General features: G+C 42.3%; 10 protein-coding genes. 2 read left to right on the top strand and 8 right to left on the bottom strand.

The features are described from left to right. Window positions 1–24: 24 nt before the first annotated feature. Complete coding sequence (locus V7K30_RS32040; protein ID WP_012411120.1) at window positions 25–351, bottom strand: YbjQ family protein; 327 nt, start codon at window positions 349–351, stop codon at window positions 25–27. A 685-nt stretch (window positions 352–1,036) separates the two neighbouring features. On the opposite strand from V7K30_RS32040, the gene V7K30_RS32035 reads away from it, so the two are divergent. Continuing rightward, window positions 1,037–1,717 (top strand): tetratricopeptide repeat protein, encoded by a 681-nt coding sequence (locus V7K30_RS32035; protein WP_335006306.1) that lies wholly within the window; start codon window positions 1,037–1,039, stop codon window positions 1,715–1,717. A 2-nt stretch (window positions 1,718–1,719) separates the two neighbouring features. Here V7K30_RS32035 and V7K30_RS32030 read toward each other — a convergent pair whose 3' ends face one another. The 5 genes from V7K30_RS32030 to V7K30_RS32010 form a co-directional block, all read right to left on the bottom strand. Next, window positions 1,720–2,622, bottom strand: coding sequence for an ABC transporter ATP-binding protein (locus V7K30_RS32030; RefSeq protein ID WP_335006304.1), 903 nt, complete (start codon window positions 2,620–2,622; stop codon window positions 1,720–1,722). Window positions 2,623–3,070: 448 nt separating this feature from the next. After that, window positions 3,071–3,322 (bottom strand): hypothetical protein, encoded by a 252-nt coding sequence (locus V7K30_RS32025; RefSeq protein ID WP_335006302.1) that lies wholly within the window; start codon window positions 3,320–3,322, stop codon window positions 3,071–3,073. A gap of 2 nt (window positions 3,323–3,324) precedes the next feature. Next, window positions 3,325–4,221, bottom strand: coding sequence for a hypothetical protein (locus V7K30_RS32020; protein WP_335006300.1), 897 nt, complete (start codon window positions 4,219–4,221; stop codon window positions 3,325–3,327). Window positions 4,222–4,387: 166 nt separating this feature from the next. Continuing rightward, window positions 4,388–5,164, bottom strand: a complete 777-nt coding sequence (locus V7K30_RS32015) for an RNA polymerase sigma factor SigF (RefSeq protein WP_335006299.1) — start codon at window positions 5,162–5,164, stop codon at window positions 4,388–4,390. Between the two features lie 872 nt (window positions 5,165–6,036). Then, the gene (locus tag V7K30_RS32010) at window positions 6,037–6,870 is read right to left on the bottom strand and encodes a photosystem II manganese-stabilizing polypeptide (protein ID WP_335006297.1); all 834 of its coding nucleotides are present in this window, start codon (window positions 6,868–6,870) and stop codon (window positions 6,037–6,039) included. An 863-nt stretch (window positions 6,871–7,733) separates the two neighbouring features. Here V7K30_RS32010 and V7K30_RS32005 point away from each other — a divergent pair. Then, entirely contained in the window at window positions 7,734–8,081 is a 348-nt protein-coding gene (locus tag V7K30_RS32005; protein WP_335006296.1) for a hypothetical protein, read from the top strand. A gap of 152 nt (window positions 8,082–8,233) precedes the next feature. Here the strand turns inward: V7K30_RS32005 and V7K30_RS32000 are convergent, their stop codons facing one another. Together V7K30_RS32000 and V7K30_RS31995 are read right to left on the bottom strand one after the other, a co-directional pair. Continuing rightward, a complete protein-coding gene (locus V7K30_RS32000) occupies window positions 8,234–13,312 on the bottom strand; it encodes an nSTAND1 domain-containing NTPase (RefSeq protein WP_335006295.1) in 5,079 nt (1,692 codons plus the stop codon). Between the two features lie 130 nt (window positions 13,313–13,442). Then, on the bottom strand, window positions 13,443–14,774 hold the full coding sequence (locus V7K30_RS31995; RefSeq protein WP_335006294.1) for a P-loop NTPase fold protein: 1,332 nt from the start codon (window positions 14,772–14,774) through the stop codon (window positions 13,443–13,445). Window positions 14,775–15,320: the final 546 nt, after the last annotated feature.

Below are 15,320 nucleotides of genomic sequence, written 5' to 3'. Positions count from 1 at the left end.
AGTAATTAGACAGCCAATAAAAGATTAACGCATTTTGACAGCGGTGCCTGTGGCAGTAATCAGCAAAAGAACTCCTGACTGGTCAAGATTGATTGTGCCAGTATCAATTTCAATCCCAATCACAGCATTCGCTCCTAAACGTTGTGCTCGTTGTTCTAGTTCTTCTAGTGCCTTGCGTTGACCCTGCTCAAATAGACGCTCATAGCTAGCAGTGCGTCCACCGATAATATCTCGAATACCAGCCAAAAAGTCTCGCAAGAAATTGCTGCCGTAGACTACTTCTGCTGTCACAATACCTAAATATGACTCAATAACGGCTCCTTGAATCACATCAGTGGTAGTTATAATCATAAGTTAGCCTCCTAGATAGGATATAGCTTAATATTTATTATTCAGAAGTTTATCAAAATACTTTAGCAATTGTAAGTTTGATTACAGAACACAAGTTTGATAAACATCCTTTCACACAATTTTAGATTGCGATCGCTTCTAGCGGGCGTGAAACGCCATCGCTTGTAGTATTGTTCTGACTAAAAACTAGGATTTGAAGGAACATTTTGCTTGTTAATTTATTTTACCGTGTAATAACCAAAAAAGGATGTAACCGCCTCAATGGCGGCTTCCCAAAGGGGAGTATAAAAGACTAAAAATGCGAAAAAAATTGGATACAGAGTCAGCAAATTATTAAATGAAATAACAAACAAGAATGAATGTTAAACCCTCTGCAATTGGCGCATCGCCTCTCTAGGATTAAATTAGATGCCTGTTGGGTTTTGCTGAGTGACACGTATAACTACTGACCGAAAAAGTGTCATTTTGCTATCGTACTGATTTATCTGTAGGATAACTTGATCTGAAATTGATATCTTACACTTCATCTTTCAGTAAAAACTCTGTGATATAGCACTGATTATAGAGGAAATAGTGAATGAACTATTAACATCTTAATTAATACGAAGAAATACAGTTTTCAAAAGTCCATATTTTTGTTTTAATGTACAAGAAAAAAGTCCTCTAAAATTTCAGGAAATTTACTGTGTACAAGCCAACATCATTCGTGTTTAGTGTGGTGTTACTAGGATGTTTTGCCTTCACCATGCCTTCAGTGGCTCAAGCTCAGGTATTAGTGGCGCAAGCCAAAAACCCAGAGTTAAAGCAGCTACTGGAGGAAGGACGGAGGTTAGTGGATGCCGCCGATTATGGTGGTGCGATCGCTGTTTATCAGCAAGCAGCTAGCCTAGATCCCAAGAATGCTAAAATTCATTCAGGTATTGGCTACTTATACGCTCAACAAGGAAATTACCAGGCGGCATTAACAGCTTATCGTCGAGCGATCGCCATCAACCCTAACAATAGTGATTTTTACTACGCTGTCGGTTACATCAAAGCAAATTTGGGCGACACAGCTGGGGCAAAGGAAGGTTACCGTCGGGCCATACAGCTGAACCGTAACAACGTTAACGCCTATTTAGGATTGGCTGTTACCCAATCTCGTCTAGGAGACTATAGTGCTGCTACCTGGGCATACCAACAAGCAATCGACTTGGATAAGAACAATGCTCAGACTTATGAGTTGATGGGTTCGATGTATAAACAGCGACGACAAACCAAACAAGCCAACAGCTTGCTTCAGAAAGCCCGCGACTTGTACAAGCGGCGCAATGACTTAGAAGGGGTGGACAGAGTAGAAGCCATGCTGCGACAGTTAGGAGGATGAGGTTAATCTAACTGGCGTCCCGTTAATTCCACAAAAATATCTTCCAGATTAGAGGGACGCACCATCATTCCAGTTTTATCGGGCTGTTCATTCAAGTAAATATTTGCTGCTTCCAAGGATGGGAAAAACAAATATTCCCAGCGACGAGCGCCATCCCTCCCTATTTCAGACACACCCAATTGCTTCATTACCAAACCTTCACCGTGAACAGAACGGAGCTGTTGTAAAGTTCCCAAAGAAATCAACTTACCGCCATCCATAATACCGATGCGTCCTGGCTTGGTAGAACCAAAGGCATCGCACAAAAATTCGACCTCATCCATATAATGGGTCGTCAGTAGCATCGTCATCCCCTGTTTATTCAAATCCCGAATAATTTCCCAGAGGCGTCGCCTGGTTTGGGGGTCTAGTCCTACCGTTGGTTCATCCAAAAACAAAATTTGCGGTTGATGCAATAAAGCTCTCGCAATCTGCAACCGTCGTTTCATACCCCCAGACAGGGTTTTTACCAAATCATTACGTTTTTCTGCTAGCTCAACATACTCTAGCCATTGATTAATTAGTTTTTGTCGCTGCGGGTTGCTAATGTGATGTAGTCTCCCATGCAGTTCCATATTTTCCCAAACGCTTAAATCGTTATCCACACTGATTTGCTGCAAGACTACGCCGATACTTTGTTTTGCCAGCATTGCTTGGCTCGTCACATCATATCCACCTACTTCTATCCGTCCTTGGGATGGTTTCGTTAGTGTAGTCAGCATCCGAATTGTGGTTGATTTACCCGCACCGTTCGGGCCAAGTAGAGCAAATATCTCCCCCGCTTCAATTTTGAATGACAGGTCATTGACTACAGGTACATTGTTGTAAAACTTGTAAACGTTTTCTAGAAAGACAGCAGCAGTCATAGTCACTTTGCTCCAATTAAAAATTTAAAATCACCGTTAGTGCAGCGTCGACCATAGGAGAAGTTTTGATGGTCGGAAGCTTACCCTCAGACTTCTCTCGAAATTTAAAATAAGTCAGCCCATATCTTACACCTGCCAATCTACGCCAAGAAATAAATTTCTTTGCTAATAGGTTGATGACTTGTGCATTAAGCCTTTCAGGCTGCAAAATTGAGAGATTTTTGAAAATTTTTTCCTCTTTTCAAGAGATGCGTCCATTTGGAGGACTGAAATCCGATCCTAGTAAGGTTTATAAAAGGTAACTCTTTACATAAATTTGACTTTGTGCGGTTTCACAAAGAATTAGTATGAAGTCGTGATCAACCATAACCCTACTTAATTATTCATAAACAACAAAATTCCCGACTTCTCTGAGAAATCGGGAATCTGAGGCTTCGATTTTCACAAATCAAATAGGATTCATATAGCGATTTTGATAGTAAGCCAAAATTTGGTTAACTCGTTGCCGACTTTCTGAACCAGAGTTTGCTATCCACGAGATGGACAAGCCACCAACTTGACTTTGATTGTAATCAAACTGTTGGGATGACTGGGGAATTAAATCCACTTCCACGCCTTCGACTTGACGTAAATGAGCTGCTATCTCTCTATAGACAGCTAAAGGCAAACCAGCGAATTCAATTTTTTCCTTAGTCTCCATCTTTACGAAGCTCCAACATTTAAGGGATTTGAGGGGGGCGTTGTCACTGAAATAGGATTGCCGGTAGCAGATGCAGCTGACGGCGTTGAGTTGACAGCCCCTTCCCCTACCATTTTGGCAACTTCAATACCAAATTGTTCGAGAATCACGATAGGGTTGTAGCCCTGATTCATTTCAATACGTTTAATCAGTACGCCATTGGCCAATCGCTGTCCCGCCTGTACATAGCGACTTGTCGGCTCATCCGGTACTTTGATAATCGCCTGCGGTTCCTTACTAATTAGAACTACACCAGTCACAACCACTGCCCTTGCTAACTCAGGTTGTGCTGGTGGTGGCAATACAGATACTAAAGTGGGGTTAGGGATAACTTGAGGCAAAACCTTAGGCAAGACTGAAATCAAGGTAGGATTGACTTTTTTAGCTATGCTGCGTGTTGGAAGTTTTCGTCCTGCTAGTGATGCAGTAAGTAGCTTAGGCGATACGCGAACAGGTCTGTTTAAAGCTATGGTGCGTGTTGGGAGTTTTCGTCCTGCTAGTGATGCAGTAGGTAGCTTAGGCAACACGGGAACAGGTTTTCCAGATGTTTGAGGCATTCCGGGAACCGTCTGCCCGAAAAGTTGTGCAAACGGGTCACTTCGACCTTTTGATAGCACAACTAGCCGGGCCCGCTCTGTAGCATTAGTGGATTGAATCAAGTTAACAGATGCAGGAGTAACTTGTGAAACCTCTTTGGCAGGGATCACTGGATTCTTAAAGGATTGAGCCGCTGGTGGCGACTTTGCTGCTATTTTGGGAATCGGCGCCGGATTGATGGCTTGTGGTGTATCTTCAGAAGCACATCCTGCGATCGCCAAAGTTAAAATAGCTGCAATTATAATTTTTGAAGTTCTGCCCATGAGCTGTTCTCAAAAGCCATTGGAAAATTGAAAAGTGAAAATCAACATGCCTGAAATTTGGATCAAAGGCAAAGTATGTTCCCTTTATAACCTAATTTTTTACATTTCAAGGGTTACTTTTAGCACTGCCTACCCCGCATAACTGCGGATTAGGGTTTATTTGCAGTCAATCTTCTGCCACACCCATAAGCTGTTTCATCAAATCCAGGCCTTTCTTGACTCTACGGGAAACCGTTACTACACTGATCCCTAAATGTTCTGCAACTTGTTTTTGTGTCAAATCTTGCAAAAACACACATTCCAACACGTCGCGGGTGCGTTGTTCGAGCTGAACCAATGCTTGTTGTAAGCGAAGTTGGTCTTCTTGTGCCAGTTGAAAACTGCGATAGTGAGGATCTGGAACCAATTCTCCCAAACAGGTAGAGCCTTCTTCTCCGTCTTGGACTGGCACATCAAGACTCAAGGGAGCGCGATTGATCCATGCTAATTTAATTTCTTGCCATTCGTTTGGAGAAATTTCCAGTGCTGCTGCTAATTCCGAGTCGCTTGGTTGGCGATTGTGTTTTTCACGCCAAGAACGTGAAACTCCTATTGCTTGCTGTTGTAGCGCTAACCACTTCCGAGGAATTCGCACGGTGACACCTTTATCTCGGAGATAGTGTTGAATTTCACCCCGAATATAGGGAAGAGCATAGGAACTGAAGGCATGTCCCTTGGAAAGTTCAAATCTTTCAATAGCTCTGATTAAACCCAAACATCCAACCTGGAGCAAATCATCGTAGGTTTCATGACATTGATTTGTCCAGTAGTGAGCTTCTTTTCTCACAAGCCCAAAATTGAGTTTTACCAGTTGATTGCGGATATTTTCTGACGGAGATTGCTGATATTCTCGCAACAACTGCCAAATTTCGTGCTTTAGTTCATTGGTGACTGTGGTAGGCATAGCACCGGGTATATTGAGCAAATAAAGAATCAGTTATTCGCTTTTAAATTAAGCTGCTATCGCCCGACATCAAAGACAATATCGCGCTATATGTCCTAGCAAATACTTTGGTAGTTACAACGTTTATCTAGAAAAAATTCCAGAGGTTGCTTGACAATCGAGCAAAATTTAAATGGGCGAAATCGGTATTTAGTTTGTTATTTATCTTTGGTATGATCTGTAGCTTTTTTTAGAAGTACATAGAAATAAAATATAAAATTAATCACTAAATATCAAACCGAGATTGTACTTAATTTGGATTAATTAATGGTGAAGTTAATTTAGAGAAATAAAACAACAGTAGTCTGATTTTGTTGGCTCAACAAAAGTTGGATTTACAGTAAAATTACGTGTCTATTTAACTGGGATTTATCCAATCTTTAAAAATTACTAATAAAAATCAAAAAACACTATGTATATTTACGCAAGCCAATAAAAAAAGGGCGAGATGCCCTTTGTTATACTTACAGCGCTTTTCAAGTAATTGAACTAGACTACTCCTTACTCCCCATTCTCCATTTCAGTCGTGGTTTAGATCCCTGAAAACTGCCGTAAGTCCATAGTCTTTTAATAAAAGAGAAAAGGGAAAAGGTTAAAGGGTACGAGGTAAAGGGATGAATCAAGCCGCCCACAAGAACGAGATATCAAACCTTCTCCAATTACAAGGATTATTTCGCCCACAATTTTACTCGGCTTTAACCTTTCCCTTTATTTGTAAAAAACCTATCTACCCTCCTGAAAAATGAGGGCAAATAAGTTAACTTTTGCGATCAAGTCTGATACTTACAGAATTGTCGTTCTGAGTGCCAGTCAGTTGCGTTATTTAAGAGGATTTAGCCACGAGTCGGTTCAACCCGTCCAAAAAATAGACCGCGAATCTTGACTTCTTTAGGTTCGCCAGCACCTAAATCTGTATCAGATGGCTGTTCGCTCTCGAAAGTACCAGCAATTTCACCACTAGAGCTATCTACTTTAGCGATTTGCAGAGAAATCTTGCCATTAAGATTTTCAGCACGCTTGACGTTAGTGCGGGTAAGTTCTTCATCATCTGCTTGGGCGGGGAGAGCCACGGCATTATCGTAGCCACTGACGACACCACGACCTTTAGGATCTAGGAAGGCAGCACCACGATAGGAAGGAACTTTGAAGGTGCCTTTAAAGTCCGTAGAGGTGTTAATACTGGTCAAACTGGGTTGGCTTTGAGCAACCAAGTTTTTGATGGTAAAGAGGAAAGGTACTCGCTCACCACCAGGAAGTTGCACAGTGATGGCTTGGAAGTCAAGACCATCAGTTTCCGCAAAGGTCAGGCTATTATCTGCATTGATTTTTAGATTACCTTGCACCTGGTCAATGGTGGAAGTGTATCTGGTCAACAATTTGCCAGCAACAAATTCTGCTTCTTGGCGTTTATTAGCAGGTTCTTCTTTGATGAAGAAGCTAGTTGGTTCCAAGCAAAGTTCTTTGATGGCATAAGACTGGCTAGAATCAATGGGAATGGAACCACGGCTTGTTTCTGCTAGTTGGGGGCATTTGTTAGCCAAGCCAGTGCCGCGAATTTGATCGTAAGTGAGTACATCTCTACTACTACTAGCAGGAGCATCACTACAAGCAGTTATTAGCCCCAGGCACAAAGCCAAGAATGCAACAATTAAAGCGCGATACCTCATGGTCAACCTCAATCTCAAAAATTAATATCTAAGTTGTAAAACTGCATCGAAGCTTTGATCTCTGATGAGAAGCCGCTACTCTGCGAAAAGCTACCTTTGCTCGGACACGGCTTTGCTCTGATTAAGAGAGTTGAAGCAAGTGTTCGGGCGTCTAGGTTGTCAGCCGCTGCTCAAACTTTTCTGTTGCTAAACGTAGTTAAACGTGTCGCTCTCTTGAGCTTGGGGTGTAAACCCCAGACTAAGTAGCACACTGCATCCATTTTGGATGTGTGTCACTAGGGGAGCAAAAAACCAGCAGTTTTACTGTTGGTGGCATTTGTTAGAGTTGGGCGGGTGGATGAGTCAGCCTCACACTGAGCAGCATAAATGCTTGCCTCGAAGAGTGCGAAGAGGGGTATCTGCTTCGCACTTTGCTCTTGCCATAGGCAAGAGCTGCGTCGCCCAAGTCTTTTTGTATCATGTATGTGACGCCACTACATACAGCCCATTGTTTGATGGGTAAATCAGCCAGATCATACGATTTTTTTTAACTCAAAATCAAAGGACTCAAAATCTAAGAAAGTCTCGTCCTGATCACATCTAGCTGCTGTGGAGGCTATGCTAAAGGTTACTACGCTCTTTTAGGAGCGATCGCAATTGCTTTTGATAAAGATACAAATCTAGTTATATTCACCCCTGACTAGGGCAAGCGCGGGGACACGGGGACAGGGTGAGTTCAGAAAAAACTATCTAGAAGCCTATAGCAGGTACATCTTATTTACTGCTTGTCTAGAGTGACAGCGATGAATCTAGGTTGGCAAGCTAGGGAAAATTAAAAATCTCCGGTAAATTTGAGTTGACCTCATTTATACGGAAAGGGTGGCATGAACAATAACAAAAATTTTGAATCAGGAGAGTTGTCTTCAAAACTGCAAGCGATCGCAACTGTGGTGTATGATGCAGTTCAGGGTTGTCAAGGCGATACTGTAGCTCTTTTGGCTTTGCTGCGGCAATTAGAGCAGTTACACCGAGAGATCCGGGATGGGGTTTTTCAAGAGAGTTTGCCTGTTAACCGTCGGCAACTCTACTCGCTGCTGAAAGATATTGAGTCTGAGGGAGGCTGGCCTTATATTGAACGCATGAGACTACAAGCATTTTTAGCGAATTTGCCACAAGAGGCTCCCGAAGAAAAGAACCATGAAGTTTTGGAGAGCGATCGCTCCTTTGACTGATTAGCTCGAAAATTATTTTCAAGCTCTGAATTAATAACTTTAAGCGCCTCATCAACCGCTAAACCAAGAGCGGTTCCTCGTTGAGGCTTCAACCTATTTCATAATTCTTAATTTATAATCCATAGTTTCCAAGAAACTAATAACTCTTCACTCTAGTACCTCATATTTTTAATTTTGAGCAAAGCCAGAGACGGTCTACGAGTTATGCCATCACAAAGAAGGCGATCGCGCTTTTCAAGATTACGGTTGTGCTTGAGGTAATCGCCCACCCAGTCACAACCACGAACAAGTAGATCATCAAGGTGTAAATTCCACAGAATTATCGTGTTGTCAGCACTAGCAGATGCTAGTGTTTGACCATCTGGGCTAAAACTGACACTTAACACCGGAGCGCGATGCCCATTTAGACTTTTAATTAATTTGCCATCACGGCTCCAAAGTTTCACTGTACTGTCCCAACTAGCTGCGGCGAGCAATTCACCATTAGGACTGAAAGTAACGTTATTGACGCTATCGCTGTACCCTTTTAATAAGGTTTTTAACAACGTCCCATCCCGTCGCCACAGTTTCACGGTGTTATCCCAGCTAGCAGAAGCCAGCAACTCGTCAGTGGGACTAAAGCTGACACCCATCACCCAGCTGTCATGGGGTGAGAAAGTTTTGAGTAAAGTACCATCGCGCTGCCAAAGTTTTACAGTTTGGTCATCACTGGCAGAGGCTAAAATCTGACTATCAGGGCTGAAATTCACGCTATTTACCCAACCCCGATGCCCCACTAAGGTTTTGAGCAACTTGCCCTCACGGTTCCAAAGTTTCACTGTTTTATCTTTGCTAGCTGATGCCAAAAACTGACCATCAGGGCTGAAACTCACGCTCATCACACTATCAGTATGCCCGTGGAGAGTCATAATTAAAGTACCGTCAAGCCGCCAAAGTTTCACAGTTTTGTCATAACTTCCTGAAGCCAGCATTTCACCTTTTGGGTCAAAACTGACACTAGGAACTTGATTTGTGTGCCCCACCAAAGTTTTGTAAAGTCGGGTTTTGACCTCGCCACTACTGGTGTATCGTTGCCAAAGTTTGACAGTGCGATCGCTACTACCAGAAGCTAGCATCTGACCGTCGGGACTCCAAGCAACGCTCAAAACTCGCTTCTGATGCCCTTGAAGAATAGACGGTCTTGGGGCATCTAAACTCCATAGTTTCACACTTTTGTCATAACTTCCTGAAGCTAGAATTTTGTTATTTGGACTGAAAGCGATGCTGACAACAGCATCGCTGTGTCCTTTGAAGGTTTTGAGTAAAGTACCAGTGATACTCCAGAGGTTTATGGTATTGTCTTCACCTGCGGAAGCTAACTTTTTACTATCGGAACTAAAACTCAAACTCCACACTGTACTGCTATGCTGCCGTAAAGTTTTGTAAGGACGAAAGTCAAAACCGTCTTTGGTGCTGTTACTTTCCCTGAGCCAAAGTTTTACTGTCTTATCTCGACCTGCTGATGCCAAAAATTTACCGTCTGGGCTGAAAATAGCTACAATCACACCCTGCTGATGTCCCTGCAAAGTTGTAACGAGGCTACCGTCCCGTCGCCAGATTTTCACTGTTTTGTCGTCGCTGGCCGAGGCGATGAATTGACCATCGGGACTGAAGTTTACCCAGTTAACCCACCCTCGATGTCCTCTCAGTATTTTTACTAAGCTACCGTCTTTGCGCCAGAGTTTTACGGTTTTATCCTTACTGCCAGTAGCTAACAATTTGCCATCAGGACTGAAATTAACGCTATAAACCCAATCTTCATTTCCTTTCAGGGTTTTATATGGCTTGGGGTCAAATTCACCTGTAACCGGGTTTTTGCGCCAGATTTGCACTGTTTTATCGAGGCTAGCGGAGGCTAGAGTTTGACCATCAGGGCTGAAACTTACACAGGTAACAGCATCAGTGTGACCTTTGAGGGTTTGGAGTAAGGTACCGTCAGGACGCCAAATTTTCACCGTCTGATCTCGGCTGCCTGATGCTAGCAACTGACCATCTGGGCTGAAAGTTACTCCCCAGACAATATCAGTGTGCCCTTCTAAGCGGTTAAGCTCGGTTACGCCATAAACTGCCTGTTGCAGGGCTGTCACCACCCGCATTCGAGTATCTGGCCGCACTCCATCTGCCTGTTTAAGTCCTTGCCAAGCCCGCAAACTTTCTAATAGGGCATCAAACTCTTTATTAGAGGCAAACAGAGCTTCGCTAGCAGCAGTGATCGCACTAATGTTCAAGTTTGTTTCACTGCGTTCAGCCCGTAGAGTTTGGCGGACTGCTGCTCTTTTCTGTAAGTCGGCTTGCCACCATAATCCTGCTATTGTTCCCCCCATGATTGCCAGGACTGTGCCTGCTAGCCGTGCTTCCCGCAGTCGCCGTTGCAACGCCAAATTGAGTTGCTTTTGACTAAGTTGTTGGGCTACTTCCGCTGTCGTTTTTTCAAGTTTGATTTTTTCTAATTCGGCGAGCATCCCATAGTTGTTTTTTTGGCGAATTGGTTCAACTAAATAATCGTGAACTAGCTGGTAGCGATCGCCTAATTCTTCTTTGACTCGCAACACCAACCCTGAACCCACCAATATTTCTAAAATCAGTTCCCCAACTGTGTCAAAGCTTGATATTGTATCTATATCATGATTATTAACTAATGCCGCCGCTAAATCAGCTTTAGTTTTTAACGGTCGCGTCCCCTTTTCATCAGTTAACTCAAATAATAATTTCCAACTTAACTCTTCGTTTTCCTGACCGCAGTCTTTGATAACTTCCCCAAGCCAGCGTTCCACCAATTTTGCCGAGCCACCGCAAAGCTTGTATTGTCCGAGTGTGGTAATGTTTTCTATTTGTAGTTGAGCGCCGACTATTTGTAATTCAATTGGATGTACTTCGTCTAGTTCTCCTGTCAAATCCTGGACTAATCGGTTAATTAATTCCTCACTCAGTTCATAATGTGAACGTTGAGTCAGACTGTGAATTATGGACTTAGCATCCTGGCTAGAGAATTTTCCTAGATAGTAGCGAATGTCCTTATCGAGAATATTTTTATTAATTACTCCTAAATCATATAATCCAGTACTATTTTTCTGGCTCAAACGTTCAAACTCTAATAAATGATGTAAATAATCCTCTCTTAATGAAAGAATAATCTTGACAAATGAAATATTTAAACATTCACTAAAAAATTTGTAAAATTCTATTCTTTGTGCAGGAGGATTACTAACAAAGAAAAATTCTTCAAACTGATCTAGGATGATAATTATTAGACAATTTTGCTCAGATGCTAACCGAATTTTTTCTAGCAGGATTGTGGGTGTAGAGTTAAGATTAAGCGATATTCCTGTGGATGCCAGCGCTTGGTTTATACTGCCGATTAAGATTGTAATCCAATCAGTGTAAACAGACAAAACAATAGGTATGGGAATACGTTCACCGATAACTTTTCCTTTAAGTGCTGGAACTAAACCAGCTTTGAGAATTGAACTTTTACCCACACCTGATGGCCCATAAATTACCGTGAGTTTGTAGTCAGCGCGGGTAATTCTTTCAATTAAGCGATTGACATCTTGCTGCCGTCCCGAAGCAGATATTTCTTGGGCAATTTCTTCAGGAATAAACGGTATTTTGTGAGGTTCCAGTACTGGGTTAATCCTGGGGCGTTGCGGCTGCAATTGACTTGCCCCGATGAAGGCACGAAAGCCATATTGATGTTCTATTTGAATTTTTTCTTGCTTTAGCTTAAAGGCTTCTGTATAGTCATGACGCTCAAAAAAGTAAAGCGATCGCAGTTCTTCTAAAATCTCTAAGTAAAGTGATGGCTGATGTTGTAGCTCACAAACTACCCTCGCCCATTCCAGGTTGTTGATAGCCTCCTCCGACTCACCCAGATGCCGCTGTGTACGTGCTAGCAAGAGAAGATACCAACTTTCTTGTCGTCGTGTTCGCAAAGCGTCTCGCAGAGAAATTTCTGTTGCTTCTTCGGAGATAGAAAGCGCTGTATTCGCTAATTCATGAGCCAGTACCCAATTCGACTCAGAAGCCGCTACATTTGCCAAAAAACCATAATTTTGAGCAACTTGTGCGGGAGTTCCATAGGTTTTATGTAGATTTAATGACTTTTGAGCTAATTCTTTTAACTCATCCCAAGCTTGTAAGCGTTGCAGCATTTCACAAGCAGGCAAAATAAATTTAGCAACTAAGTCTTCTCTTTGTACCTGCTCCAATAGCTCCAAGCATTGTTTAAACCACAAGAGAGCATGTTCGCAATAGCTACTAGTATTCTGGTATAAGTCTGCCATTCGGTGATAGCATAGCCCCAGGTGGAATAGTACTATTGCTTGCTTGAGTAAAGAGGAGGGAGGAGTAGAGCGAGGACATGAAAGGGGGAAAGAAGAATTACTCTCCCACTCTGCTACTCTCCTTGCTTCTTGCTGCCATAACGCTAGGCTTCTTTGATAATTGGCTAAAGCACCATTAATTTGATCGTTGGCGTATTTATCTCGCCCCAATACAAATTCTAAACTAGCTTCTAATCCTGGTATTAATTGAACGCCATAGAGGCGCAGTAAATCATTACGGGCTGATTCTATTTCGTGGCGGTGTTGGGACTTAGGATCTAAATCTAGAGAGGCATTAGATAAAAATGTTTCAGCACCTGCTCCTAAAACTTTGGCAAATAGAGATTCTGCCTCTTGGTGAATCAAAGCAATTAAATCTGCTTTGGCCATTTCAAATTTAATCGTGGTTGCAGCCCAACTTTTGAAATCAGGCGCTAATCTGGACAGCAATGATGCCACTTCATCTTGTAGCCACAACACCACTGGAAATGGAAAAGTCGCGGCATAGATATCTCGTGCTTGGTTGATGCCTGTTAGTAAGTTTTCCAGATCGATCGCTGACTCAATACCGAAAACCATTACAGCAGCTGGCAAAGAGTGTGGAACGACGGCAGGATTATCTAAAGATAGTTCTGAGACGATTGTGCTGTGTAAGGAAGTAGTGGATGAATTGAGAACGATTTCTCTGATATTGATGTCTTTGGTGATAGAGCGAATATTTTCTAACATTTGCTCACGTAATTGCCCATAGTTACACCGAACTAAAATCAGGGCAAATTGACCTTCGGAAAGCGCGATCGCTCTAATCAGTCTTTGCAAAGTATGCTGATTTTCTTTGGTGTAGACGTGTAGCTGCTTGTCATTAGTCATTGGTTATTGGGCATGGGGCATGGGGCATTGGACATGGGGCATTAGTTATTAGTCATTAGTCATTAGCCATTAGTCAAAAGACCAATGACAAAGGACAATTGACTAATGACAATTGACTCACCCAGCACTGTTACTTGTTTTGTTGCCAAGCCAAAACTTTTTCTGTTTCTGCCAAGGCTGGACTGATGCCAAACCAGCGCCCCAAAGGATCACGATATTCAAACAGATACATGCTTCTTAGTAAGCTCTGATAGTCAGACTCACCTTTAACTCTCTGCTGCTGCACCACTTCAAACAATAATTCCCACTGGAATTCATCAATAGCTAATAGCAGATCGTCGCGGTAGTCCTTAATCACGGCTTCTAAGCAGTCCCTAGAAAAAGGTGGATCTTGTCGTTGCAGGCAGCTATAAAGTAAACCCAATAAATTACGAATGTGACCACCGCTAACGCGACATAGACGATCTAAGGTTTGGGAGTGATCGAATAATTCTGTAATTAATAAAAGCCTTCCATTCAAAGGAACTTCTGGAAAAGCTCTTGCTAGAACTAACTGGCGCACTAGTGACATCCCTGGTTCGTAGTCACTGCCATCTCTTTGCCGCACTAATACCATCGGCAGTACTTTTGGTGCAATCCCTCCCCCCAGGCGATTTTTCAGTGTCTCGTACTCATTGGAGAAAATTAACGTTAGAGGAATTGTGTAAACTAGGTGGCATTTGAGTCGGCGTAACTGTTCGCCTCGGTCGATGAAGAGATATTCTGGTTGCGATCGCCCCGATGCTAAGGGACGCATATCCACTCGATCCAAATTATCTACAATTACTACCAATCCTTTTTGACCCCGCAGCTTTAGCTGTTCAATAGCCTTTTCTAAAATTTCTTCGTTAATCGCTTGCAAAATACTATTGGTACGTGGTTCCAAATATTGCCTCAGTTGATTCCGCAACTGGGTGCTATCTTTGGTTTTGGCGGTAATCTTGGCAATACCCAAGGACAACTCTGCTTGTCCAGAAAGCTCTATGGGGCTTTGCAAAAAATCGCCTACCTCTTTAAACAAATTGGTAAAGTAACCAGGCTTGAGTTTGATGCCAATGCCTTCTAAACTGGCACTGACTTGACGGGCTACACTCAGCAAAATATCGCTGACATCAATATCTGCCATATCCAAGTCTTGACTGGACTCAAAATAAACCACATGAAATCCCGCCAATTCTAGTTCTGTCTTGAGGCGCTGCAATTCCGTTGACTTACCGCAGCCAATGTGACCCGTAAATAACTGGCAGGTTGGCTCATCAGGAGAAATCCGGCAAATAGTTCGCTGCAATTCTTCGACAATCTTGCAACCTCGGACATCAGCAAAATCTATGTAATACTGGCAATCTAGCACGTTACTTATATTTAGCGTGTAGCTTGGGTTACATGCTTTATAAAAACGTGACAAATTTAATGTCGTTTTCATGGATGTAGAGAGAGGTGTATGTAGATGTGTGTGTAGATGCAGTTTAATTCGTATTTTTTATACAAATAATCTCTAGCCTGGATGTAGGCACACGATTAATTCGCAAGTTGGTAGTATCTTGCAAAAGACAGCACTTATTACAAGATCACTGTCAGTAGTATGGTAGAGATTTAATTGACCCTAATAACCTTAAGCATATCTGTCCTTTTTACACCTGCTATTGAGGTTTTGACAATCTCTAGCTTTTTTTTGACCTGGCACAAACCTTTATGGCTGAGTTAATCAGTAAAAAAAGCTACTAGATTACCTGGTTCCCAGTTTATATAGCTGATGAGGTAGGACTGGTATGAATTATAGCAATCTATACAGAGATTCAGGAATAATTGTCTATCATTTCACATTGTATTTGTCAAGAAAATAAAATCAGAAATATTTAAATTAATATTTTGTAATCTTTAGGCAAAAAATATTCCAAACTAACTTATCAAAAAGGCTACAGGCAGTTAAGAATGGACACCGGAAACTTTAATCGGAAGGATGACTAGC

The sequence above is a fragment of the Nostoc sp. genome, assembly GCF_036917655.1.
Lineage (GTDB): Bacteria > Cyanobacteriota > Cyanobacteriia > Cyanobacteriales > Nostocaceae > Nostoc.
The sequence above is the reverse complement of the archived record's forward strand: the minus strand, read 5'-3'. Positions and strand labels throughout refer to the sequence as shown.